Annotated in this window: 21 protein-coding genes; 6 read left to right on the forward strand and 15 right to left on the reverse strand. The window is 64.6% G+C overall.

Features of this window, described 5'->3' with window-relative positions; all coding sequences use genetic code 11:
* Nucleotides 1-101 precede the first annotated feature (101 nt).
* On the reverse strand, nucleotides 102-332 hold the full coding sequence (locus BLW56_RS02030) for a hypothetical protein (protein WP_093508996.1): 231 nt from the start codon (nucleotides 330-332) through the stop codon (nucleotides 102-104).
* Between the two features lie 175 nt (nucleotides 333-507).
* Complete coding sequence (locus BLW56_RS02035; protein ID WP_093508997.1) at nucleotides 508-1,302, reverse strand: NUDIX hydrolase; 795 nt, start codon at nucleotides 1,300-1,302, stop codon at nucleotides 508-510.
* 125 nt (nucleotides 1,303-1,427) lie between these two features.
* On the opposite strand from BLW56_RS02035, the gene BLW56_RS02040 reads away from it, so the two are divergent.
* The gene (locus BLW56_RS02040) at nucleotides 1,428-2,054 is read left to right on the forward strand and encodes a DUF4126 domain-containing protein (protein WP_093508998.1); all 627 of its coding nucleotides are present in this window, start codon (nucleotides 1,428-1,430) and stop codon (nucleotides 2,052-2,054) included.
* Nucleotides 2,055-2,125: 71 nt separating this feature from the next.
* A complete protein-coding gene (locus BLW56_RS02045) occupies nucleotides 2,126-4,915 on the forward strand; it encodes an autotransporter family protein (protein WP_093508999.1) in 2,790 nt (929 codons plus the stop codon).
* Nucleotides 4,916-4,918: 3 nt separating this feature from the next.
* Here the strand turns inward: BLW56_RS02045 and BLW56_RS02050 are convergent, their stop codons facing one another.
* The 4 genes from BLW56_RS02050 to BLW56_RS02065 all read right to left on the reverse strand — a co-directional run bounded on the left by BLW56_RS02050 (nucleotide 4,919) and on the right by BLW56_RS02065 (nucleotide 8,406).
* A complete protein-coding gene (locus BLW56_RS02050; protein ID WP_093510740.1) occupies nucleotides 4,919-6,142 on the reverse strand; it encodes an NAD(P)/FAD-dependent oxidoreductase in 1,224 nt (407 codons plus the stop codon).
* A gap of 100 nt (nucleotides 6,143-6,242) precedes the next feature.
* On the reverse strand, nucleotides 6,243-6,953 hold the full coding sequence (locus BLW56_RS02055) for a glutamine amidotransferase (RefSeq protein ID WP_093509000.1): 711 nt from the start codon (nucleotides 6,951-6,953) through the stop codon (nucleotides 6,243-6,245).
* A 146-nt stretch (nucleotides 6,954-7,099) separates the two neighbouring features.
* Nucleotides 7,100-7,354 (reverse strand): hypothetical protein, encoded by a 255-nt coding sequence (locus BLW56_RS02060; RefSeq protein WP_093509001.1) that lies wholly within the window; start codon nucleotides 7,352-7,354, stop codon nucleotides 7,100-7,102.
* On the reverse strand, nucleotides 7,354-8,406 hold the full coding sequence (locus tag BLW56_RS02065) for a Leu/Phe/Val dehydrogenase (RefSeq protein WP_093509002.1): 1,053 nt from the start codon (nucleotides 8,404-8,406) through the stop codon (nucleotides 7,354-7,356). Before BLW56_RS02065 ends, BLW56_RS02060 begins: the two co-directional genes overlap by 1 nt.
* Nucleotides 8,407-8,531: 125 nt before the next feature.
* On the opposite strand from BLW56_RS02065, the gene BLW56_RS02070 reads away from it, so the two are divergent.
* Nucleotides 8,532-9,002: an Lrp/AsnC family transcriptional regulator gene (locus BLW56_RS02070; RefSeq protein ID WP_093509003.1), complete on the forward strand. Its 471-nt coding sequence runs from the start codon at nucleotides 8,532-8,534 to the stop codon at nucleotides 9,000-9,002.
* 104 nt (nucleotides 9,003-9,106) lie between these two features.
* Here BLW56_RS02070 and BLW56_RS02075 read toward each other — a convergent pair whose 3' ends face one another.
* The 9 genes from BLW56_RS02075 to BLW56_RS02110 form a co-directional block, all read right to left on the reverse strand.
* Entirely contained in the window at nucleotides 9,107-9,925 is an 819-nt protein-coding gene (locus BLW56_RS02075; protein WP_093509004.1) for a TorF family putative porin, read from the reverse strand.
* 116 nt (nucleotides 9,926-10,041) lie between these two features.
* The gene (locus BLW56_RS02080) at nucleotides 10,042-10,362 is read right to left on the reverse strand and encodes a hypothetical protein (RefSeq protein WP_093509005.1); all 321 of its coding nucleotides are present in this window, start codon (nucleotides 10,360-10,362) and stop codon (nucleotides 10,042-10,044) included.
* A 134-nt stretch (nucleotides 10,363-10,496) separates the two neighbouring features.
* Complete coding sequence (locus tag BLW56_RS20495) at nucleotides 10,497-10,658, reverse strand: hypothetical protein (RefSeq protein ID WP_177175756.1); 162 nt, start codon at nucleotides 10,656-10,658, stop codon at nucleotides 10,497-10,499.
* A 92-nt stretch (nucleotides 10,659-10,750) separates the two neighbouring features.
* Nucleotides 10,751-11,464 (reverse strand): response regulator, encoded by a 714-nt coding sequence (locus BLW56_RS02085; RefSeq protein ID WP_093509006.1) that lies wholly within the window; start codon nucleotides 11,462-11,464, stop codon nucleotides 10,751-10,753.
* Complete coding sequence (locus tag BLW56_RS02090; RefSeq protein ID WP_093509007.1) at nucleotides 11,461-14,130, reverse strand: sensor histidine kinase; 2,670 nt, start codon at nucleotides 14,128-14,130, stop codon at nucleotides 11,461-11,463. Before BLW56_RS02090 ends, BLW56_RS02085 begins: the two co-directional genes overlap by 4 nt.
* On the reverse strand, nucleotides 14,127-14,717 hold the full coding sequence (gene kdpC / locus BLW56_RS02095; protein WP_093509008.1) for a potassium-transporting ATPase subunit KdpC: 591 nt from the start codon (nucleotides 14,715-14,717) through the stop codon (nucleotides 14,127-14,129). Before kdpC ends, BLW56_RS02090 begins: the two co-directional genes overlap by 4 nt.
* Before the next feature lie 10 nt (nucleotides 14,718-14,727).
* Nucleotides 14,728-16,764, reverse strand: coding sequence for a potassium-transporting ATPase subunit KdpB (gene kdpB / locus BLW56_RS02100; RefSeq protein WP_093509009.1), 2,037 nt, complete (start codon nucleotides 16,762-16,764; stop codon nucleotides 14,728-14,730).
* Nucleotides 16,765-16,776: 12 nt separating this feature from the next.
* Nucleotides 16,777-18,480, reverse strand: coding sequence for a potassium-transporting ATPase subunit KdpA (gene kdpA / locus BLW56_RS02105; RefSeq protein ID WP_093509010.1), 1,704 nt, complete (start codon nucleotides 18,478-18,480; stop codon nucleotides 16,777-16,779).
* 12 nt (nucleotides 18,481-18,492) lie between these two features.
* Nucleotides 18,493-18,582, reverse strand: a complete 90-nt coding sequence (locus BLW56_RS02110; RefSeq protein ID WP_054588683.1) for a potassium-transporting ATPase subunit F — start codon at nucleotides 18,580-18,582, stop codon at nucleotides 18,493-18,495.
* Between the two features lie 1,121 nt (nucleotides 18,583-19,703).
* On the opposite strand from BLW56_RS02110, the gene BLW56_RS02115 reads away from it, so the two are divergent.
* The 3 genes from BLW56_RS02115 to BLW56_RS02125 all read left to right on the forward strand — a co-directional run bounded on the left by BLW56_RS02115 (nucleotide 19,704) and on the right by BLW56_RS02125 (nucleotide 24,999).
* Complete coding sequence (locus BLW56_RS02115) at nucleotides 19,704-22,232, forward strand: hybrid sensor histidine kinase/response regulator (RefSeq protein ID WP_093509011.1); 2,529 nt, start codon at nucleotides 19,704-19,706, stop codon at nucleotides 22,230-22,232.
* Nucleotides 22,229-22,939 (forward strand): response regulator, encoded by a 711-nt coding sequence (locus BLW56_RS02120; protein ID WP_093509012.1) that lies wholly within the window; start codon nucleotides 22,229-22,231, stop codon nucleotides 22,937-22,939. Before BLW56_RS02115 ends, BLW56_RS02120 begins: the two co-directional genes overlap by 4 nt.
* A 134-nt stretch (nucleotides 22,940-23,073) precedes the next feature.
* Nucleotides 23,074-24,999, forward strand: coding sequence for a hypothetical protein (locus BLW56_RS02125; protein ID WP_093509013.1), 1,926 nt, complete (start codon nucleotides 23,074-23,076; stop codon nucleotides 24,997-24,999).
* Nucleotides 25,000-25,061: the final 62 nt, after the last annotated feature.

A 25,061-nucleotide genomic window follows, 5' to 3' on the forward strand; every position in this document is an offset into this window, starting at 1 on the left:
GGCGGCTTCGATAAAAAGTCCAGTCTGAACAAAACCAGCTTGAACAAACAAAGGGCCCCGAGCGAAGCTCGGAGCCCTTTGCGAAACTCTGGTTAGCCAGATCAGTTCGGGCTGGTCGGCGAATCGTCGTCGTTGTCCGACGCGATGATGATGCCACCGACAACAGCAACGAGAGCGAGGATTGCGATGATCCAGCTCGTGCTGCCTTCGAGTTCGCTCTGACCGTCAACGGCCGAAGCTGCGCGTGCTGCGGGAGCAGCCGACGCGGCAACCGGTGCCGCAATCATCGAGGTAGCTGCGAGAGAGATCGCGGCCTTCTTAAGCAGGTTCATCATATTCTCCGTCCACTGGATTACTCTTGTCGAATCACACCGGAGATAGCTCCCCGATCTGCTTCTGCAGGGCCCTCTTAGGCACCGCGGTCCGCAATTGCAACGACGTTTTGCCCTACCCCGCCAAATCTTAGTAAATAATAAATAGGGAAAAAGTTGTTGCCAACTATGCAATTTACCCGCGCCGAACGCGTTCGAAGGATTCGCTTGTGACGGGGTATCCAAGGTGCTCGGGAATGCAGAGGAAGGACGCTCCTTCGCGTTCCTCGATCCATGGCGTGATCAATTCCACCGGAAACAGCCCGGAGTGCTCAGAAAAGCTGGAAAAATTAGCGGCAAGTGCCAGCCGTTCGAGATTGCGACGGGTCGGAAAAATCACCGATACTTCGCCGCGGTCGGCCATCGCCAGCGTGTCCGTCGCGCTTGCCCAGAAAATATGACTATGTTCGGCCTCTTCGACCGTCAGCTCGTGATTGTGTTGCGGCGCTGCAACAGCGAAGAAGCGTGTGTCGAAGGTCCGCGCTTCTTTGAAGTTGGGGCACCACCGCGCAAACGGAACGAAGGATTCCAATGCGATTCGGTCGCCCCGCGCCGCCAATATGTCCGAAAGCAGGGTGCCGGCCAGCAGCGCCTGCCGTACCTCGGCGACGTCGCCCTCGGCCAGCGCCGGCCAGCCGACCGCAAGCCCGGTTTCCTCCAGCGTCTCGCGTAGCGCAGCAACCCGCGCCGCGCCGTCGGCTTCGTCGATTCCGAGCCCATAGAGACGCGCGACCCGGTAATCGTCAGGATCGACGCGGCCGCCGGGAAACACGACCGCCCCGGCCGCAAAGGCCATGGTGGTCGACCGCTTGACCATCAATATCTCGTCGGGACCGCCGCTGTCCGACGGACGCATGATGACCAATGTCGCCGCGGGAATGGCGCCGTCGGGCAAGGTTTCGGGCGGCAAGGTCGGGGGCGTATCGCTCATGGAACAAGCGATAACCGCGCCGCACCCCCTTGTCATCCCGGCATTGCGAGCGCGCGCGGACGGGTGCAAGATGACGCACGGCCAAGCGATCCGGGCCAAGCGATCCGGGACGGGGGAGCAGGATATTGGGCATCGTCGAAATTTTGGGCGTCGCGGGCAGCCTGAGCCTTCTGGCCGGCTGGCGGCTCTACCTCACCATATTGGCCACCGGCACCGCGATGCATTTCGGCTGGTTGCCGCTACCCGAACATCTCGCCGCGCTGCAAGTGCTCGCCAATCCGTGGGTACTCGGCGTCGCCGCGATCGGGACCGTCGCCGAATTTCTCGCCGACAAGATCGCCTGGGTCGATTCTGTATGGGATATGGCCCACAGCATCATCCGCCCTCTCGGCGGGGCGTTGCTGGCGCTGGCACTCGTCGATTCGTCCGATCCCGCGTGGCAGGTGATCGCGTTCCTGCTCGGCGGCGGCGGTGCCTTGCTGAGCCACGGGGCAAAAGCGACGACGCGCGCGGTGGTCAATGTCAGTCCCGAACCCTTCAGCAACGCGGCCGTTTCGACCGGCGAAGATGTCGCAACTGGCGGCCTGCTCGCGCTCGCCATCGCCTATCCGCCGCTGGCGATTGTCATCGCGGTCCTGCTCGCCGTGGCAGCGGTTATCGTCATCATCGCGCTGCGCCGATTGCTGCGTAATATCAAGGCAACGTTGAAACGGGCAATGGGCGACGAGCCGTCTATTACTTCGGACGCTTAGTAATTTGGCAATATTCACTTTATAAGCTTGGCTAACAGGGGGGCTCTCGACCCGAAAGGGAGTGATGTCCCGTGCGCCTCAAATCCACTCCAAAGCCCGTTCTGCTGGCGTCCGTCGCAGCCCTCGCGCTGGGACAAGCCTCCCCTGCGCTGGCCCAGTGCGTCTTCATCCCCACCGCCGATAACGACAGTCATGTCTGCGGCAGCGGGACATCGCCCGGCGGCCTGAACGATCCCGGCGGCAACAACCAGCTGACGTTTCCAACCGGCGGAACCGGCGTCATCGCGGGCAACGTCACTTTCGGCGGTGGGTCCGATACGATCGCGATCGATTCGGGCCGCATCGACGGCGGGGTCGATCAGGGCAATGGCGACGACCGTTTCCGGATCAGCGCCGGGACGGTCGCCGGGCAGGTCCAGCAAGGCGAAGGCATCGACGATTTCGTGATGACCGGCGGCGAAATCAATGTGCTCAATCAGGGCGGGTCGATGGACACATTCCTGATGACCGGCGGGCGCATCGTCGATGCCTTCGACGATGGCGACACCGCACGGATGACGGGTGGACGCATCGGCCGCGTCAACATGAAGCTCGCCGACAATCTGTTCGACATGTCGGGCGGCACCATCGACCGCAATCTTGTCGCGGGGTTCGGTAACGACACGATCATCCTGTCGGGCGGCACGATCGGCGGCAATATCAGCGTGTCGGGCGGCACCGACAGTGTGACGATCACCGGCGGATCGGTCGGCGGCGACGTGCTGCTGAGCGCTGGCACCGACAGTTTTGTCTGGGACGGCGGCGGCGTGGTCCATGGGACCATCGACCTCGGCGGTGACAATGACAGCGCGCGGCTCACAGACCTGACCGCCGCGCACCTCGGCCGCTCGCCGCGAATCACCGGAGGCGATGGGAGCGACACGCTCACCTTCGACAATGTCACCACCGGCGGCATCGCTCGCTTCGACGCGTGGGAGATCATCCGCGCGACCGACGACAGCGAACTGACCTTCGACGGGTTCCTGACACTCGGCGATGCGGGCACGGGTACCGGCCGCCTCGAAATCGATGCGTCGAGCACGATTTTCGGGGGCGGCCTTCAGGGCGGCATCGCGGCCTTTACTGCCGGCCAGCGCGCAACGCTGGTCAACGCCGGGCGCATGGACCTGACCAGCGGCGGCCGCACGCCGGGTGACAGCTTTACCGTCCGCGGCGATTATATCGGGGAGGGCGGCCTGCTACTGATCGACACGGTTCTGGGAAACGATGCCTCCCTGTCCGACAAGCTGGTGATCGACGGTGGCAGTGCCTCGGGGAAGACGGGCATCACCGTGCTCAACGCGGGCGGCAGGGGTGCCGTCACGGCGCAGAACGGCATTCTTGTCGTCGAGGCGATCAATGGCGGCACGACCGCAAGCGGCGCCTTTGCGCTCAACAGCCGGGTCGCGGTTGGGGCCTATGAATATTTTCTGTTTCGGGGCGGCACGAGCGCCGGCACGGGACAGAATTGGTATCTCCGCTCGACCCTGCCGCCTCCGCCAGCCCCCGCCGCTCCGCCGCCACCCGAACCCGCGCCCGTGCCGCCGGTCCTGACGCCACCGCCCGCCCCGGCCCCCGAGCCGGCCCCGCCCGAACCGCCGACACCACCACCTCCGGCGGTGCCCGACCCGCCACCGCCGCCACCCGAGGCGACTCCGGGCAATCCCGATCCCGTCGACCCCGCGCCGCCCGTGACCGTCACCGATCCGCCGCCGGCACCGACGCCCGAACCACCTCCGGCGCCCGAGCCCGCAGCACCGCCTCCGCCGCCCGAACCACCTACCGAACCGGCACCGCTTCCTCCGCCCACCCCCGACCCGGCGGCCGAGCCGCCAACGCCGGGCGCAACGCCAGCGGTTGCCGAAGCCGGCGAACTCGTGCCGCTGTTCCGGCCCGAGGTCGCGGCCTTTGTCGCGGCGTTGCCCGTCGCGCATCATCTGGCGTCGGCGACTCTCGGCACCTTCCACGAACGCCGCGGCGAGCAGGCGCTGCTGCGCGGCGGCGGCGTGCTGCCCGCGACATGGGGCCGCGTCTTTGCCGAGAATAGCGACATCAAATGGGACGGCGATGTCGCCTCGTCACTCGACGGCGACCTCTCTGGCTTCCAGATCGGGCAGGATTTTGCGGGTTGGGGTGAGGACGGGGGAACCAATATCCGCCTCGGCGCCTTCGTCGGGCGCTCGGCGACCGACGGCACGGTGCGCGGCGGCGCGCTCGGCTGGAACGACCTCGTCGTCGGGCAAATCGACGTCAAGGCGACCAGCCTTGCCGGCTACGCTACGCTCGTCGGGACAAGCGGCTGGTATGTCGACCTGGTGGTGATGCGCAGCTGGTTCGACGGCACCGCCGCCGCCAGTTCGGGCATGGCGATCGATATCGACGGCACTGGCTGGACGGCGTCACTCGAGGCCGGCTATCCGATCGCGTTGTCCGGCAACTGGACACTCGAACCGCAGGCGCAGATCCTGTGGCAGCAGGTGAAGCTCGACGACCGTGCCGACGCCTTTTCGGCGATCGACTTCGCCAAGGGCGACGCCATAACCGGACGCGCCGGGCTACGACTGCAGGGCGAATATGGCGGCCTTCGGCCTTATCTCCACGCGAGCTTGTGGCATGGTTTTTCGGGCGATCAGTCGACGCGTTTCGGGACCGACCCGATCCGTACCGACCTCGGGCGGACCGAAGCCGAAGTCGGCGCCGGGCTGATCGCGCGCTTCGGCGAAAGCGTCGCGGTGCACTTGAAGGGCGATTATGCGTTCGACGCCGACGGACCGCGCAGCCGGCGGTACGGCGGCACGGTCGGCGTGACGGTCCGCTGGTAGGCGTCAGGCGGGCAGCAGCGCCTTCAGCGGCGTTTCGGTGTCGGCGAGTTGTTCCGCCGTCGCGCGCAGCCCGGCGGTGACGATCATCCGGCCCTGAACATAATCCTTGGTCGCATTGACGCAGTCGATCGCGATCACCTTGCCCGCCTTGAGGTAGACGACCGAGAAGCTGCGTGTCGCGGGATCGCCGCGCAGCACCGCCTGATCATGCCCAGTCGAAAGCCCCGCGGTCTGGAGCTTCAGGTCATATTGGTTCGACCAGAACCAGGGGATAGCGTGATAGGGCGCCTCGTCGCCGACGATGCCCTTCGCGACGACATTCGCCTGATCATTGGCGTTCTGAACCGATTCCAGCCGAATTTCAGCGCCCTCGGCGAATTCGTTCACATGCGAGGCGCAGTCGCCGATCGCATAGACGTCGGGCAGGCTCGTCTTGCACAGGCGATCGACGCGGACGCCGTTGGCGCAATCGGCGCCCGCAGCGATCAGCGGCTCGACCGCGGGCACGATGCCGATGCCGACGATGACGAGGTCGGCGGGGATCACTTCGCCGTCGGACAGCCGCACGCCGGTGACACGGTCGTTGCCCTCGATCGCGTCGACGCAGACGCCAAGATGCAGCTCGACGCCATGATCGCGGTGCTCCTTCTCATAGAAGCGCGACAGTTCCTCGCCCGCGACGCGCGCGAGCACGCGGTTCTGCGCTTCGAGCAGCACGACTTTCTTGCCGGCCTTGTTGAGCACGGCCGCGGCCTCGAGCCCGATATAGCCGCCACCGATCACGACGATCTGCTTTGCGGTTTCGGACGCGGCCTTCATCGCGTCGGCGTCGGCGCGCGTGCGCACGCCCTGCACACCGGGAAGGTCGCCGCCCGGGATCGGCAACATGCGCGGATGGCCGCCGGTCGCCCAGACGAGCTTGCCATAGCCGATCGTCTCGCCGCCATCGGTGGTGACGCTATGCGCGGCCGGATCGACGCTCGCGACGCGCTTGCCAAGCAGCATCGTCACTTCGCGCTCGTCCCAATATTTCGCAGGACGCAGCTGGATGCGTTCGAATTCCTTTTCGCCCGCGAAATATTCCTTCGATAGCGGCGGGCGTTCGTAGGGGAGTTCGGGTTCCTCGCCGATGATCGCGATGCTTCCTTCGAACTTTTGCGTGCGCAGCATCACAGCCACCTGTGCGCCGCCATGACCTGCACCCACAATCACTACGTCGAACTGCATCGCCTTCGTCTCCTGTCGCCGCCCGTGGCGCGGCCCTTGCACGCGGGTACGCGGCAGGCAAGTGGATGCTTGGTTGCCGTAACGAAAGAAATGCTGCGGGTCAGGACAGGCCGGCAAGCCATTCGCTTATCATCGTGCGGCCTGCATCGACCGCGTGCGGGCCGAACCGGCGATGCAATTCGCGCATTCCTTCGACGCTCCCGCCCGTTTCGGCCAACGCATCGGGCCATTGCCGAAGCCACTCGTCGAACCGCGGGTCGAGCCCCATTTCGCCGTGAAACTGGAGCGCAAGGATATTGTTGCCGCGGCGGAACGCCTGATGCGGATAGGCGGCCGTCGACGCGAGCAACTCGACGTCGGCCGGCAAGTCAAAGGTGTCGCCGTGCCAGTGGAGGACGGGCACATCGGCCAAGTGGCGCAAGGGTGACGACGGGTCGACGAAGCTGAGCGCATGAAAGCCGACCTCCTTCGCCGGCCCGGGATAGACATTTGCCCCCATCGCCGCCGCCATCATCTGCGCGCCGAAACAGACGCCGAGCGTCGGCCGTCCCGCCTCGATCCGCCGGGCAAGGCGGCGTAACTGACACGCGATCCACGGGTGTGCGTTCCGCTCATACACCCCCATCGGCCCGCCCATCATGATCAGCAGGTCGGGTTCGGTCAGGTCGAGCGCGCCAAAGCCGGCATCGCTTACATCGATCCGGTCGAGCGCATATCCCGCAGCCTCGATCGGCGCGCGATATCCCGCAATCCCCTCATGCGGAACATGACGGATGATGAGTCCTGTTTTGCGCGTCGGCTGGCTGGTCATTTTCGGGCGATGAATCGAGTGGTTGCTGCGCTGTTTCGAACCACCGCAGTCTAGCCAAGCTATCGCCCCGATGTCACTCTACCAAAGCAGTAGAGATACTGTTGCGGCCCGTAGCTGAGCTTGGCTCCGTTCGCTACGGGCCGCCATCACGCGGCCACGAACAATTCGGCAGAGAGGTCCTCCAGTTCGGACCGCGTCACGGCAACCACCTCGCCCAGCTTCGCGGCGATGATCGCAGCCTGCAAGGACGCGAGCCCCGCGACGGTGACCTCGATCCGCATATGCGTGGGCAAGACCTGCATCGTCATCGCGGCGGGCACGATCGAGCGCTGCGCAAAATAATTGGTAACGCGCGGCAGCGATTGCGGATCGAGAATTGCGTCGACGCAGAAGCGGTGCATCAGGCGGCCTTGCGCTGCGCGCCCGCGATCACCTCTTCGGCCATTTCGTCCGCGACGAGCGCGGGCGAGCGGCCCTCGCGCGCCGCACGTTCGAGCAGCGTAGCGACACGGGGAGCAATCTCTGCGACGCGCAGTTCCACATCGCGTTCATCCTCGCCAAGATATTCGGCCGACACATTGATGATCCCGCCGGCGTTGACGACATAGTCGGGCGCGTAGACGATGCCGCGGTCTAGCAGCAGCGCCGCGACGTCGGGCGTGGCAAGCTGATTGTTCGCCGCGCCGCAAACCAGCCTGGCCTTCAGCTTCGCCACCGTTTCGCGGTCGAGCGCGCCGCCGAGCGCGCACGGCGCAAAGATGTCGGCTTCGACTGCGGCGATGTCCGCCACATCGACGACTTCGGCGCCATGCACCGCCTGCAACCGGTCGCGGCGGGCCGGATTGACGTCGGCGATCACGAGGCGCGCGCCCGCGTCGGCGAGGCGGCGACACAGGTCGGCGCCGACATTGCCGGTTCCCTGCACCGCTACGGTCAGCCCGGCGAGATCGCGTCCCAGCGCAAACTCCGCGGCAACCTGCATCGATTCGAATACGCCCTTCGCGGTCCACGGCGACGGGTCGCCGCCCGCCCGCCCGGCGACCGCGGGCAGTCCGGCCACGTGGCGCGAGACCGACGCGACCTCCTGCATATCCTCGACCGAGGTACCGACATCCTCGGCGGTGACATATGTGCCGCCCATATTTTCGACCGCGCGGCCGAAAGCGCGGAACAAGGCGACGCGATCGAACTCGCCCTCGGGACGCCGCAGCACCGCCTTTGCACCGCCGAGAGGCAGCCCGGCGAGCGCATTCTTGTAGCTCATACCCTCGGCCAGCCGCACGGCATCGCCCAGCGCCTGCTTCATGTCGGGATAGGACCACAGGCGGCAGCCCCCTGCCCCCGGACCCAGCGCGGTCGAGTGAATCGCAATGAATCCGTCGAGCCCCGCTTCGAGATCGTAAAGGCGCACGCATTCGAGCGGCGGCGCCAGACGGGCAAGACGGACAACCATGAAAAACCCTCCTTTGATTGAGGCCGGGTTTTCGCATTTCCGCCTTGGACAATCTTGCTCGATTATTGGCTGTACATGCTCATTTTTGCATATCTTGTTCCAAAAAATCGATATAATAGGTCATAATGACCGATCCTGATCCATTTGAGATAAAGATTCTCCGCGAACTTCAGCGCGATGCGAATCAAACGACGGCGGAAATCGCCGAGCGCGTCGGCCTGTCGGTGTCGCCTTGCTGGCGACGCATCGACAGGCTCGAACGCGAAGGATTCATCAGAAAGCGCGTCGCGATCATCGACCGGCGCAAGGTCGGTCTCAACGCGCATGTCTTCGCGCAAGTGAAGCTCAACGCCCACGGCCGCGCCAATCTCGATGAATTCAGCGCCGCGATCCAGGGGTTCCCCGAAGTGCTCGACGCCTATGTGCTGATGGGAACGACCGATTTCATGCTGCGCATCGTCGCAAGGGACATCGACGCCTATGAGCGCTTTTTCTTTGACCAATTGAGCAAACTGCCGGGGGTGCAGGAAATCAATTCAACGGTGGCCCTATCCGAAATCAAGGCGACAACCGAATTGCCGCTGGGTCAGGAATAGGGCGCGAACCGGCCGCGACAACGAGGGATCAATGCCGCGCCCGCCCCTTTCGAATAGACAAGCGTCCAGCCCGGGCCGTCTTGACCGCCCGGGCCGGTTCGCGGTCAGAAGGATGCGGTTACGCTCGCCACGACGGCGGCATCGGCAATAGACCCGCGTCCATCGCCGCCCGTGCTGAAATTGGGCTGAAGGTACGCAGCTTCGGCCTTGCTTATATCGGTGTCGACATATGAGACATTGAGCGTCAGGTTGCGCCAGGTCGCATCCATACCCAGCGACCAATCCCAATAGCGTCCGGTCGGCGCAACGCTCGTGCCATTGGGGCCCAGCCCGGGATTGCCGTCCGAATAGCCGATATGCGCCTTTGCCGTCAGCGGCGTTCCGCCGATCGCCAGCGCGCCATCGCCCCAGAGATAGAGATTATCCTCGCTCTGTCCGCGGCTGTTCGGCGCCGCCGATACGTTCGCGAGCGCATATTGCTTTGGCGCATAGGCAACCCCGGCGGTCAGCGTTGCAGGTCCGGTCGTGCCGGTCAGCTTGACATAGGGCTCGGCGAAATCCGATTCATCGGCGCCGCCCGGATACATGTACCAGACAAGGCCGACGTCGAGCGTCGCATTGTCCGCGACGGGAAGCTTGTAGCCGCCGATCAGGTCGAGCTCCATATTGGCGCCGCCGAACGTCCCCCAGCCCGCCAGATTGGACCCCCATACCCCGGCATAGAGGCCGCTTTCATGGCTTAGCGTCAACCCGCCCTGCGCCGCCATCCCCTTGTCGGACTGCGACACGCCGCGAAAACGATAGTCGGACGCGATCGTTGCGGAGCCCGAAATGGTGATGGCCGGTTTCTCTTCCTCTTGCGCAAGGGCGGTGCCGGGCATCGAGACGGCCGCGATAAAAGCCGCGAATATAAAGCGTTTCATATTTTCCTCATGGGTTCGCCCGGCCGGAGTGGCGAAGGGCTCGTGAGGCGTGCCGACTAGAGCAGCGTCGCGTTGAAAATCGAGAGGAGCGAAGCGCCGATCGCATAGTGTTTTCACTATGCGGCGTGGATTTCGCCATGGCCGTTTCCGGGATGCGCGGGCACCTCGACGGCGCCCGCGGGCACGCGCCGCCAACGCTCCGATACCTCGACGATTTCCCAGAGGCCGGGACCGACGAAGAGCAGCGCGCTCCCGGCGCTGGCGCAGAGGAAAACAATCGCCGCGAGCAGCATCATAAAGGACGAACTGTCGCGCCCCGATGTGGCAAGCGCGAGCTGATGGAGCCGCACTGCGACCGACGAGCCAAGAACGATCAAAGCGCTCCCGCCCGTACGCAAGCCGATATTGGCAGCAAGGCTTTCATGCCATCGTTTCATAGAGACCTCCAAAGGAGGTTATTCACCTACGCATGGGCACGTAGGAATTCGAGAGCGGGAAACGGCGCCACGCATTGAGATTGCATATGACCGGGTGAAAAATCGCCCCGTTCGCTCCCGGATCTTATGTCAGATCAGACCTTGCTCGCCATGTCTGCTAGAAAGGCAATCAGCGCGACGATGGCACACATATAGATCGTCAGGAGCAGGGGGCCTTGCGCGCCGAGCCAATCGACGATGCGATCTTGCGCGCGCGAAGTTCGGGTGGCGCGGGGTTCGATTTCATGTCCGGTCATGCACCCCATCTAATGGACTGCGCCGTTTGAATTCGAGAGCAACCGGCGACATTTCGCATAGCATTTGCATAGGATCGAACCGTCGCGACCGTTCAGTTCACCCGGTCACTGTCGTCCGTGCCGACGCGCAACCGATAACCGATGCCGAGTTCGTTGCAGATGATCTGCGGCTGCTGCGGATCGGCTTCGAGTTTCTGGCGCAGCGTCCGAATGAGAACGCGCAGATATTCGACGTGATGCTCATGCTCGTGCGGCCACACCTCGTTCATGATCTGCTTGTGCGTGATGACGCGGCCGGGAAAGCGGGCAAGCTGCGCCAGCACGGTATATTCCTTGGGCGTCAGATGCACTTCCTTGCCCCCCTTCGTCACCGTGCGCGCGATCATGTCCATCGTCACATCGCCGACAGTCAGCGCAAGATTGCCGCCGTCGCGCGTCAGCCGGTTGCGGAGCGCGACACGAACGCGCGCGAGCAGTTCGTCGGTGTCGAAGGGCTTGGTCAGATAATCGTCGGCGCCAAGGTCGAGCGCCGCGACCTTTTCCTCGGTTGCATCGCGCGCCGACACGACGATCAATGTCGTCCCCGACTGCTGCTTGAACAAGGGCACCAGTTCCAGCCCGTCGCGGTCGGGGAGCCCGAGGTCGAGCAAGGTGATGTCGGGCCGCTCCTCGCGCAGACGCTCGGCCGCCTCGCGCGCATTCGCTGCCTCGACGATCATATAGTCGGCGCGTTCCAGCGCCGCGCGGATCAGGCGCCGGATGTGGAGCTCATCATCGACGACGAGAATTTTGTGGCGGACTTTCATGGGATGTCCTTGTCGGTCAGATGGGTGATGATCAGCGCTTCGGGGATACGGATGGTGAAACAGGCGCCGCGTGGATCCTCGTTGTTGCTCGCCTCGACCGACAGCCCCATCGCCTCTGCGAATCCCTTGACGATGGCAAGCCCGAGCCCGGTGCCATGCTTCACGCGGTCGCTACCCTCGAGGCGGGTGAAGGTTTCGAACACGCGCTTTTCGTTTCCGGGTGCAATCCCGGGCCCTTCGTCGATGATCGACATGAAGATGGCATCCGCCGCGCGGCGCGCGCGAATGGTTATGGGTGTATCCGCGTCGGCGTAGCGCCCCGCATTGTCGAGGAGGTTGATCAGGCAATGGTGGAGCAACACCGGATCGACCCGAACTAGCGGAATATTGGGCGAAATGTCGACCTTGACCTCGTGCCCCGACAGCGATGCCCGCGTGTCGTGCGCCGCGCTGGCGGCGGCGTCGAAAAGGTCGGTGGCCTCGACCTTCATCGGCAACGCGCCCGCTTCGACGCGCACCATGTCGAGCAGGTTCGATACGAAACGGTTGAGGCGGAGCGCCTCGGTCTCGATCGTCTCGGCCATTTCGGGCGAGGGATGGCGGCGCATTTCCTGTGCTGCGGAGAGGATCGTGGTGAGCGGCGTGCGGAGATCATGGCTGACCGATGAGAGCAAGGCCGAGCGCAGCCGGTCACGTTCGCCGACCTGTCGCGCGTGGAGCGAGACTTCTTCCAATTCCATGCGATCCAGCGCGATCGACGCCTGATCGAGCAGGCTCATCAGCAGCGGCACCTGATCGGAGCGAACGGGCTCGCGCGCATCGTCGCGGGTCAGTCCGAGTACGCCAAGAACGCCGCGTGTCGTGCGGAGGGGGTGAAATAGCCAATCCGAAGCCGTCAGTGTCGCCGAACCACGGCCCGCGGGCAGCGCATGGTCCATCGCCCATTGCGCGGCGGCGCGTTCGATCTGTTCGAGGCGATCCTCGGGCGGCACCGCTGCACGCAGCGTCGGCCCGTCGGCAGACGGAAGCAGCAGCACGGTCCGGACATCGAGCAGCCGCCCGACCTCGGCGCAAATCGCCTGCATAAGGGTGTCCTGATCGGGCGCGGCGGTGAGTTGGCGCGAGAAGCTGGCGAGAGCCGCATTCTGCCGCGCACTCGATTGCGCAAGATCGGCCTGCGCCCGCACGCGCGCCGCAAACTGGCTGGTGACCACGGCGACGCCGAGCAGTACGAGGATGCTGACGACATTTTCCGGATTGTTGACGGTCAGTGTGCCGGTCGGCGGCAGGAAGAAGAAATTATAGGCGAGGCTCGACGCGAGGCCCGCGAACAGGCCTGCCCGCACCCCAAAGGTTGCCGCAGCGAACATGACGGGGACCAGATAGAGCAGCGAGATATTGCCGAGGTCGATGGCTTCGAGCAGCATACGGCCGAGCGCCGTCATCAGGGCCACCATCGCAAGCGCCAGCAGATAGTCCGACGCCTTGCCCCAACGGCCCGGAACGGCAGTCGCGCTGCGCGGGACCGCCTTCGCGTCGGGCTCGCCGGGCAGCACATGGACCGCGACGTCGTCGATCGTCCGCACAAGCTGGTCGACGACCGAGCCGTGGCGCATTTCGAACCACCAGGGGCGCGCCGATTTGCCGATGACGATCTGCGTCGCCCGCGCGTCGGCGGCAAAGGCGCGGAGCCCTTCGACGACGCTGGCGGCGGGGACGGTCGCGGTCGAAGCGCCGAGCCGCGAGGCGAGCGCGAGCGTGTCGGCGAGCTGACGGCGGTCGTCGTCGGTCATGCCCTGACTGCGCCGCGTCTCGATATAGACCGCGCTCCACGGCGCTTTCAGCGCATCGGCGAGGCGCTTCCCCGCACGGACAAGCTCGGCGGCGACGGGCAGTTCGCTGACCGCGACGACGATCCGCTCGCCCACCGCGAAACTGCCAGCCAATGCATGAGATCGCACATGGTCGAGCATCTGCGCATCGACCGCCTGCGCCGCACGGCGGAGGGCAAGTTCGCGCAGCGCGGTGAGGTTCGATTTGGAAAAGAAATGGGTGAGCGCGCGCGTCGCTTCCTGCGGGATATAGACCTTGCCGTCGCGCAGCCGCTCGATCAGCTCGTCGGGCGGAATGTCGACGACCTCGATCTCGGCATTTTCGAGGATCGAGTCGGGCACCGTCTCGCGGACGCGGACGCGGGTGAAGGACGCCACGACGTCGTTGAGGCTCTCGACATGCTGGATATTGATCGTCGAATAGACGTCGATCCCTGCACCCAGCAGTTCCTCCACATCCTGATAGCGTTTGGGGTGGCGACTGCCCGGCGCATTCGTGTGCGCGAGTTCATCGACAAGCACCAGCTGCGGGCGGCGTTCGAGGATCGCGTCGATGTCCATTTCACCAAGGCTGTGTCCCTGATGCTCGACCTGACGTCGCGCGATGATCTCGTGACCCTCGACCAGCGCCTCGGTCTCGCGCCGCCCGTGCGTCTCGACCACGCCGATCACGACATCGACCCCGGCCTCGCGGCGATGCCGGCCGTCGGTAAGCATCTCCCACGTCTTGCCGACGCCGGGCGCGGCGCCGAGAAAGACCTTGAGACGGCCACGGCCTTCCTGCGCCGCCTGACGCAGGAAGGCCTCTGGAGATGGTCGATCATTTCCTGTCACGCGGCGGGTTTAGCCCCAAAAGCATCGAGCCGTCGATTGAGCTTGAACACATTGACGCGCGGCTCGCCGAGGAAGCCGAGCAGCGGCTTGTCGACGCTCCGTTCGACCAGCCCGCGCACGGCATCCGGTGCCAGTCCCCGCGCCCGCGCGACGCGATCGACCTGATAGAAGGCAGCCTCGGGGGTGATGTCGGGATCGAGCCCCGACCCCGAAGCGGTAACGAGATCGGCCGGGACCGCCTTGCCGGGCTCCAACTCCTTCATCTTCGCGACATCGCCCTTCACCCGGTCCGCCAGCACCTGCGACGTCGGCCCAAGGTTCGAGCCTGACGAGGCCAGCCCATCATAGCCTTTGCCCGCCGCCGACGGACGCGTGTTGAAATAGCGTTCCGACGTGAAGGCCTGCCCGACGACGGTCGAACCGACGACCTTGCCATTCTCTTCGACAAGGCTGCCGTTCGCCTGGTTCGGGAACAGCGCCTGCCCGATGCCGGTGAGCGCCAGCGGGTAGGCGAGCCCGAGGAGCAGCGCGAAGAGCAGCGTCATAACCAGCGCCGGACGCAGCGAGGTGGTGAAATCCTTGTTCATTGTCATTTCCTCAGACGAGACCCAGGCCGCCGACGGCGAGGTCGATCAGCTTGATGCCGACAAAAGGTGCCACGAGGCCGCCAAGGCCATAGACGGCGAGGTTGCGGGCAAGCAGCGGCCCGGCGCCCATCGGGCGATAGGCGACGCCCTTCAGCGCGAGCGGCACGAGCAGCGGGATGATCAACGCGTTGAAGATGATCGCCGACAGGATCGCGCTCTCGGGACTGGTCAGCCCCATGACGTTGAGCACGCCCAATCCGGGATACAGCACGATGAACATCGCCGGGATGATCGCGAAATATTTGGCGACATCATTGGCGACCGAAAAGGTCGTGAGCGCGCCGCGCGTCATCAACAGCTGCTTGCCGAGCCCGACAACCTCGATCAGCTTGGTCGGATCGCTGTCGAGATCGACCATATTGCCCGCCTCGCGCGCCGCCTGCGTGCCGGTGTTCATCGCGACGCCGACGTCAGCCTGTGCGAGCGCCGGCGCGTCGTTCGTACCGTCGCCGCACATCGCGACGAGCCGTCCCCCCGCCTGCTCCTTGCGGATCAGCTCGAGCTTGTCCTCGGGCGTCGCCTGCGCGAGGAAATCGTCGACCCCGGCCTCAGCGGCAATGGCGGAGGCGGTGAGCGGATTGTCGCCTGTGATCATCACGGTGCGGATGCCCATCGCGCGTAGTTCGCCGAAGCGTTCGCGGATGCCCGCCTTGACGATGTCCTTGAGGAAAATCGCACCAAGCAATTGGCCATCCTTGGCGACCGCAAGCGGAGTGCCGCCGGCGCGCGCAATCTCGTCGGTGATACGGCGGAGCTCGGTCGCGGCGGCGGTTGCCCCCGCACCCGGATTGGCCTTGAGGACCGAATCCACTGCCCCCTTCTGGATCACGCTGTCACCCAGCTTGATGCCCGAGATGCGGGTTTGCGCGGTGAACGGGACGATCTCGGCGCCGTTCGGCAATTCGGTCCGCGTCTGGCCGAATTTCTCACACGCCAGCGCGACGATCGAGCGGCCCTCGGGGGTTTCGTCGGCGAGGCTGGCGAGCAGCGCGGCCTCCGAAAGCACCGCCATCGATTGGCCGCCGACCGGGCGGAACTCGGTCGCCTGACGGTCGCCGACGGTGATCGTGCCGGTCTTGTCGAGCAGCAGGACATCGATGTCGCCCGCGGCCTCGACCGCGCGGCCCGACTTTGCGAGCACGTTGAAGCGCACGAGGCGGTCCATCCCCGCGATGCCGATCGCGGATAGCAAGGCCGCGATCGTCGTCGGGATCAGCGTGATCAGCAGCGCCGCGAGGATCGCGACGGGAATGCTTCCGCCCGCATAATTTGCAAAGCTGGGGATCGTGCCGACTGCGATCAGGAAGATGATCGTGAGGCCGACGAGCAACAGTGTCAGCGCGATTTCGTTCGGCGTCTTCTGCCGCTCGGCACCTTCGACGAGCGCGATCATCCGGTCGAGGAAACCCTGTCCCGGATTGACCGTGACCTGCACGCGGATTTCATCGGAGATGACGCGCGTGCCGGCGGTCACCGCCGAGCGGTCGCCGCCCGCCTCGCGGATCACGGGCGCGCTTTCGCCGGTGATCGCCGCTTCGTTGACCGAGGCGACACCCGCAACGACTTCGCCGTCCGACGGGATCAGGTCGCCTGTCTGGACGAGCACGACATCGCCCACCCGGAGCGCGCTGGCGGGAACGCTCTCGTAGGCATTGCCATCGCCCTTGAGTTTTTTGGCGATCAAATCGGCCTTGGTCGCGCGCAGCGATGCGGCCTGCGCCTTGCCGCGCCCTTCGGCGAGCGCTTCGGCGAAGGTGCCGAAGAGCACCGTCAGCCAGAGCCAGATCACGAGTTGCAGCTTGAAGCCGGTCGCAAGGCCGTCGTGGCCGACGACGAGCAACACCGTCAGCAGCGCCGCGACGACCGCGGTGGTGAACATCACCGGGTTGCGGATCAGTTCCTTCGGGTTGAGTTTGCGGAAGGCGTCGCCGATCGCCGGAACGACCAGCTCTGCCGTGAACAGGGACTTGGTTTGAGGCCGAGCCATTTGCAATTATCCTTAGAAAAGCTGGCCATTGATCATCGCGAGATGATCGGCGACGGGACCGAGCGCGAGGCTGGGCAGGAAGGTCAGCCCGCCGACGATCAGCACGATGCCGACCAGCAGGCCCGTCCACAGCAGCCCGGTGGTCGGGAAGCTGCCCGCGGTTTCCGGCGTATATTTCTTCGCCGCCAGACCGCCTGCGATCGCCAGCATCGGGATGATGATGAAGAAGCGGCCTACCCACATCGCAAGGCCGAGCAGGCCGTTGTAGAAGGGTGTGTTGGCGGTAAGCCCGGCAAAGGCCGACCCGTTGTTCCCCACCGCGCTGGTGAAGGCGTAGAGGATCTCCGAAAAGCCATGCGGTCCCTTGTTGAGCGGACCCGCCAGCCCCGCCTCGGTGACCGATGCGATCGCGGTGAAGCCGAGGATGATGAGCGGAAGGACGGCGATCGCAAGTACCGCAAGTTTGACCTCACGCGCCTCGATCTTCTTGCCGACATATTCGGGGGTGCGCCCGACCATCAGCCCGGCGACGAACACCGCGAGGATGGCAAACAGCAGGAAGCCATAGATGCCCGCTCCGACGCCGCCGATGACGACTTCGCCTAGCTGGATGTTGAGCAGCGGGATCATGCCGCCGAGCGCGGTGAAGCTGTCGTGCATCGCGTTCACCGCGCCGCACGATGCCGCGGTGGTAACGACAGAGAAGAGCGCCGATGCGGCGATGCCGAAGCGAACTTCCTTGCCCTCCATATTGCCGCCGGCGGCACCGAGCTGGTGGAGGATCGGGTTGCCGGCAGCTTCCTGCCAATAGGTGATGGTGACCCCGGCGAGGAAGATCGTAACCATCGCGGCGAGGATCGCCCAGCCCTGGCGCGGGTTGCCGACGGCTTTGCCGAAGGTCCAGGTCAGCCCGGTGCCGATCAGGAAGATCGACAGCATCTGGACGAGGTTGGTGAGGGCGGTCGGGTTCTCGAACGGATGCGCGCTGTTGACGTTGAAGAAACCGCCGCCATTCGTGCCGAGCAGCTTGATCGCTTCCTGCGACGCGACCGGGCCCAGCGCCAGTGTCTGCTTCACGCCTTCGAGCGTCGTCACATCGACCGAACCCGCCAGCGTCTGCGGCACGCCGCTCGCGATATAGAAGATCGCGATGACGATGCAGAGCGGCAGCAGCAGGTAGAGCGTCACCCGCGTCATATCGGCCCAGAAATTCCCGATCGTCTTCATCTCGCGCCGGGCAAAGCCGCGAAACAAGGCAAAGGCGAGCGCGATGCCCGTCGCGGCCGACAGGAAATTGTGGATCGTGAGGCCAAGCATCTGGCTGAGGTTCGACATCGTCGATTCACCGCCATAGCTCTGCCAGTTGGTGTTGGTGGTAAAGCTGATCGCGGTGTTGAAAGCCAGATCCGCGCTCGTGCCGTCATAACCAAGCGGATTGAGCGGCAGTCCGCCCTGCAGGCGCAGGACCGCATAGGTGAAGAGCGCCAGCACCGCGTTGAAGATCAGCATATGGACCGCGTAACGGCGCCATCCCTGCTCTTCATTCGGGTCGATCCCCGACAGACGGTAAAAACCCGTTTCGACCGGCCCGAATATGCGGTGCAGCGGCGTCCGGCGCCCTTCGTAGAGCGCGAAAAGCCATTGCCCCATGGGCTTGCAGAGCAAGAGCAGGATCGCGATGAACGCGATGATGAGACACCATCCCTGAAAGGTCATGGCTGCCCCCCCTTAAAAGCGTTCGGGCCGTGCAAGCACGGCGACGAGATAGAAAAGAAGGCCAAGCGCGGTGAGACCCGCCAGCCAGAGGTCGAGTGTCATGGCGTCATTCCTTATGCGTCGTCGCACAGCCGCGCGTAGCCAAGGCTGGCGGCGAGCAAGGCGAGGATGGTGCCGACCCAGATGAGATCCTGCATGGTTTGCTCCAGCAAGACGCTGGCCACGGGGTGTGGCACGAGTCGTCTGCGGAGCTTGAAATAGGAGAGCGCCGCATTTGAATTCGAGAGAGCGAAAACGTCCCCCGCATAGTATTTTCATATGATTTGCCGATGCCGACGACGCGGTGTGCAGCCAGTCGGTGCGTCGCGCTCAGCCCAGAAAGGCCGCACGGTCCGTCGCGGGCGACCAAATGGGGGCCGCGCATATGGGACTCAGATCGCTCGCGCCACAGTCTGCCGCGGTGTCACCGCAAAACGCTCCGTTCGATTCAGGGTGTTAGGCGTTTCATCCCGGCACCTAATGGATCGCACCGGCCAAAAGGTCGGTCTTTCGTCATAATCGGCAATTCGGGCCGGTGGCGACCGGGCTGTTTTTAACGCGAGCAATGGAGCAAGCCGCCGTCGATGTCTGGGGTGGCTGCGAACATGTCTCGACCATAGTCGACGCCCGCCGCCCATGCGAAACGATGTCCTTCTGTTCATGCGCGGGACCGACATTCGGCCGGGGTTGACCCCGGTTCAATATTTCGAGCGCCGCGGCGACCGTCCGCCTCAACTCTTCCATTTCCGATCCCCCTCCCGCCGTTAACCGCCTGCGCCGGGCGATATCGTCAGTACCGCGAGCAGCAGACACCAATTGAGCGCCAAGGCCGAAACGGCCCAACGGTTGCGACGGCGGCGCCACGCGGCTGCGTCGAGTGAGTGTAGATTATCCATTTTGCAGTCCCTTCATCGAACGACCGGCATCATGCCGACCGACCAATTGTGAGAGACCGCGATCACCGCAGCATGTCGCATGACGGGCTATTTTGTCTCAAATGTAACTCCGCCCCACGCCGATCGACGAAGGATGCGGCCCGATTTGCGCGCTGTTACAACTGTTACAAAAGCGCTGGTGGCGCGGCATGCTCTTGTTACAGAGTGCGGCTAGCGCATCGATGGAGCCATAGCCGGACCATATGCTGATCCTTCACTTGCCTTTCCCTGTTTCCGCCGGCCGCCTTCATGGCTGACGCGGCGACGTCATCGGTCGGCTTTACCCGCGAAGCCCGGCGCAGGCTGAATGCCATCCGGGCCGTGACCTATACCCTCGCCTTCCTTTTCATGTTGGCGATGGGGGTACAGGGCGTGTGGGTGACCCGCAGCCATATGGAGGCCGAGGCCGAACGCAGCGTGCTCGCTGCCGAAACCGCGATATCGGCGATGGTGGAGGCGAGCGGCCGCGCCGACACGGCGCGGATCGAGACGCTGCTGTCGGCGGCATCGGCCGAAGGCGTGTCGTTCGGGATTTCCGACCGTGACGGACATCCGGTGGCCGGACACCGCAGCCTTCCCCCTGGCAAACGCACCATCTATCGTCGTTCCGATGTCGGCGACGGGCTCCGGCTCAGCGCCGTGATCGACCGCAATGCGATCTGGCGCGCCGCGCTGCGCGCCAATATCGCGTCGATCCTCTTCATCCTCGCGCTCGGCGTTCCGACGCTACTCAGCTTTTTCTATCTGCGGCGCATGGTCAACCGGCCGGCCTTTGCGCTGCTCGATTATGCACAGGCCGATCAGGCAACCCGGCCGCCCCCCGACCTGCCCGAAATCTGGACGCGGGTGATCGACCGGCTAACCCAGCTCAAAAATACACAGGCACAGTTGCAGGCGTTTCTCGACCACGCGCCGATCGGCATGAGCTACATCGACCCGACCGGACGCCTGACGATGATGAACCGCTATGGCGCGACCTGTTATGGCCAAAGCGCCGACGCGATAATCGGACGCGAACTGACCGACTTCGCGCAATATTATCCCACGACGCCCGACCTGAACGCGCCCTTGATGCAGGAGCCGCTCAAGCACGCGCGGGCGACAACGCTTGAGACCGAATTCCATGCGCCGACTGGCGACACGCGGATTTTTCGCATCACCTCCTTTCCCGTCCTCGGCGCCCACGGACAGGTCGATATGGTCGGGACATTCTTTTTCGACGTGACCGAGCAGCGCCGTGCCGAATCCGATCTCGAACAATCGCGGGCACTATTCGAGGCCTTTGTTCAAAACGCGCCCAATCCGATGGCGCTGATCGACACTAAGGGCCACCGCATGCGCTACATCATGGTCAATGATGCCATTGCGGGCTATTACGACATGACGCCCGAGGCGTTACTTGCGGCCGGGCCGAAGCATATCCATGCGCATTTCCCCGAAGCGCGCGAAGTGATCGCGCCGTTGCTCGGCCGGGTCATGCGCACGCTGGAAAGCGAGCAGGTCGACACGCCTTTCGAAATGCCGTCGGGCGAAATTCGCGACATGGCCTTTTCCTACTTTCCGATCCTGGATGCCGATGGCGCCTTGGCCTTCATCGGCAATATCGCGCATGACGTGACCGATGAACGCCGCGTGCAAACCGACCTCGCCGCGTCGCGCGAAAGCCTGCATCAGGCCGAGAAGCTCGCCGCATTGGGATCGATGCTCGCGGGGGTCAGCCATGAACTCAACAATCCGCTGGCAGCGGTGATCGGACAGGCGGCCCTGCTGGGCGAGGATCTGGAAGGAACGCCGCACGCCGACCGCATCGCCAAGATCCGCCGCGCCGCCGACCGCTGCGCGCGCATCGTCCAGAGCTTCCTCGCCATGGCACGGCAGAAAGCGCCGGAATATCGCTCGGTCAACCTGAACGATCAGGTGCGCGGCGCCATCGAACTCACCGAATATCATATGCGCGCGGGCAATGTCGCGATCGACCTCGACCTCCAGCCGGACATCCCGATGCTGGAAGCCGACCCCGACCAGCTGCATCAGGTCATCGTCAACCTGTTGACCAACGCGCGGCAAGCCCTTGAAACGGTGGACGGCGACCGCCGCATCGCCATCGCATCGCGCTATCGTCAAGGCGCGATCACGCTGTCGGTAGCCGACAACGGGCCGGGTATCGATCCGGTCGCGAGGCAGCGCATATTCGATCCCTTCTTCACGACCAAGGCCGTGGGCGCCGGAACCGGAATTGGCCTGTCCTATTCGCTGGGCATTGTCGAAGCGCATGGCGGAACGATTATCATCGAGGACAATGGGATCGGGACGCGCTTCGTCGTTACGTTGCCGGTACGCAGTTCCGACGGTCCGGTTGCGCAACCCGAACAGGGCGGCGAAGCTAGCGGGCGCGGGCGCGTGCTGGTGATCGACGACGAGACCGACGTCGCCGAAACGCTCGCTGACATGCTCGAGCGAATGGGGCTCGATGTCAGCGTCGCGATCGGCGGCGTGGCCGGACAGGCGTCACTGGCGGGAGAAGCCCGTTTCGATCTGGTCCTTTCCGACATCCGGATGCCCGACATCGACGGCCCCGCACTCTATGCCTGGGCCATCGAACATCGCCCCGATCTCGCCGCCGTTTTCGCCTTCATCACCGGCGATACGATGAGCAGCCATGTCACCGATTTCCTGACGCATACGCGCTGCCCGGTGCTCGAAAAACCCTTTACGCCGGCAAGTCTCGGCGCGCTGGTCGCGGCGATGATGGGGACAAAAGAGGGAGAGATTGCATGAACAGCCGCGCCCGCATCATCGTGTGTGATGACGATCCCGACCTGCGCGACCTGCTCGTCGATTTGCTCCGCCGCGACGGATATGAAGTAGAGGAGGCCGAGGACGGCATCGCGCTACGCCGCATCGTCCCGCGCTTTCGCCCCGACATCGTCGTGTGCGACCTGATGATGCCCGGCGAGGACGGACTCAGCCTGACCCGCTGGCTGCGCGGCGAAGGGCATGCCGCGGTGCTGATGCTGACTGCAATGGGCTCCACCACCGACCGTATTGTCGGGTTGGAAATGGGTGCCGACGATTACCTCGCCAAACCGTTCGAACCCGGCGAGTTGCGCGCGCGGATCAAGGCGATCCTGCGACGGACGATGTCGGCGAACCTCTCCGCCGGTCGTCCCGCAGCGCGGGTCAAGGTCGGCCGCTGCGTCGTCGATACCGAAATGAAGGCGATGTTCAACGAGGCGGGCGAGCGGGTCGAGCTGACCGCGATGGAATATGACCTGCTCTATACGTTCGTCACCCACGCCCGCCGTCCCTTGAACCGCGACCAGTTGCTTGAGCTTGCGCATCACAAGAAATGGGATCCCTACGATCGGTCGATCGACATGCGGATCGCGCGGCTGCGCAAGAAGATCGAGTTCGATCCCGCCAAGCCGTCGGTCCTGAAAACGGTGCGCGGCGAGGGCTACATGCTCATCCCCGACGGCGAATAGCTTTGTAACAGCCGGTTACAAAGGCCGTTACAACAAAGACAATTTGCCCCGCGCCGCGTGATCGCCGCGTTACGCTGCTCCTCCAGAGAGCTCTCCATCGGCAGCCCTGCCGACCTTTCAAATGGAGAGCAACCATGACCACCAAGACCTTGCTGACCGCCGCGTCGGCCCTCACCCTGGCGCTGGCCGCCACCACATTCTCTGCCACCCCGGCTCATGCCGCAGACTGCCTGATAGACAGCAATAACGACGGCAATGCCGACGATAGTGTCGATACCGACGGCAACGCCAATTCCAACGGCAGTGCCACCAGCCTCGCCTGCGGCTTCAGCGCGGTAGCAACCGGTGCGGAGTCGACCGCTATCGGTTCGAACACCAACGCCGCGGGCGCCGACTCAACAGCCGTGGGTTTTGCCGCCGCCGCCACGACAAGCAATACGACCGCCCTTGGCGCAGGTTCGCGGGCGAACGGGCTCAACTCGACCGCCGTCGGACGCAGCGCCGCGGCGTTCAGTCTCGACTCGACAGCACTCGGGCAAACCTCGTCCGCCTTTGGAACGGGGTCGTCGGCCTTCGGGACGGGCAGCCAAGCCGACGGCGAATATGCAACCGCGATCGGTCGGGGTGCTGTGGCGACAAACTTCGGATCGACGGCGGTGGGAACCTTTGCCACGGCGGGAACGGCATCGACCTCGTCCGCGGCCGCCTTTGGCTATGCCGCTTCGGCCACGGGTCGCTTCAGCACCGCCCTTGGCAACGCCGCAACAGCGAACGCCCAAGTCGCCACAGCGGTGGGCCAGAATGCCCATGCCGACTTCATCGCTGCCACGGCTGTCGGCAATGACGCGCTGGCATCGGCGGACTCGGCGACCGCCTTCGGCCAGGTCGCCCAGGCGACGGGGATAGAAGCGACCGCTCTGGGGCGGTACGCCACCGCCACCAAACGATACAGCACCGCCGTCGGGGCCGGAGCGGAAGCCAGCGGCTTCAGCTCGATCGCGCTCGGCGGTGACACAGGGCAAGATTATTATAGCGGTTATGGCGCCCGCGCGATGGGCAATGATTCGATCGCGATCGGCGCAGACGCGGCGACCTATGAATCAAAATCCATCGTTCTCGGCGCGTCGAGCACGGCCGACATCGGACATCAGCTTTCGATCGTCATCGGCGCAGACCTGACGACCACGCGCACGCACCAGATAGTTCTGGGCGGCAGCAGCCAGTCCCTGACGGTGGCGGGTATCGCCAACGGCAATGGGTTTCAGTCGGGCGGGCTGCGCATGGTCACCACCGACGCGAACGGCAATTTTGGCGTCGCCGACATTCCGGTGGCGGGCGGCACGTTCGACCCGACCGGCATCAACAATGCGCTAGGCGCGCTCGACCTGCGCGTTACCGCGCTGGAAGGCATGCCCGGCGGCGGATCGCCGTTCGACCCCAGCGGGATCAACAATGCCATTGCCGGCCTTCAATCCGGGCAGGTGGCGCAGGACAATGCCATCGCGGAGCTGCAAGGCACCGACATGACGTTCGACGCCCGCATCACCGCGCTCGAGGGCATGGGCGGCGGTGGCGGTGGCGGTGGCGTGCCGTTCGACCCGACCCCGATCAACAACCGCGTCGATGCGGTCGAGACCGTCAACACCACGCAGGATGCGCAGATCGGCGCGTTGCAGACGGTGCAGGCCGCGACCGGGGCAACGGTCGCGCAGCACACGACCGCCATCGGCAATCTGCAAAGCGGCATGAGCGCGCTGCAGAGCCAGATGGGTGCGCTTCAGTCGGCACAGACCCAGTTGTTCGACCTCGTCAACCACGATCGGCGCGAGGCGCGGCGCGGCATTGCGGCGGCGGTCGCCATGTCCGACGCTCCCGTTCCTTCGATGCCGGGAAAGACCAGCTATGTTTTCAACCTCGCCGCCTTCCGCGGCGAAGCGGCGGTCGGTCTGTCGCTCGCTCACCGATTGAACGTCGACACGCCGGTTGCGGTCACATTCGGCTTTTCGCAGGCCGGCGGCAAGAACACCGCGGTTCGCGTCGGTGTCGCCGGAGAATTCTGAAGGCGGCTCGGCTTCAAGCCTCCTGGCTTGTGGTTGCTCTCCGGCCAGGAGCGCGCGAAGGA

The organism is Sphingopyxis sp. YR583 (genome assembly GCF_900108295.1).
Lineage (GTDB): Bacteria > Pseudomonadota > Alphaproteobacteria > Sphingomonadales > Sphingomonadaceae > Sphingopyxis.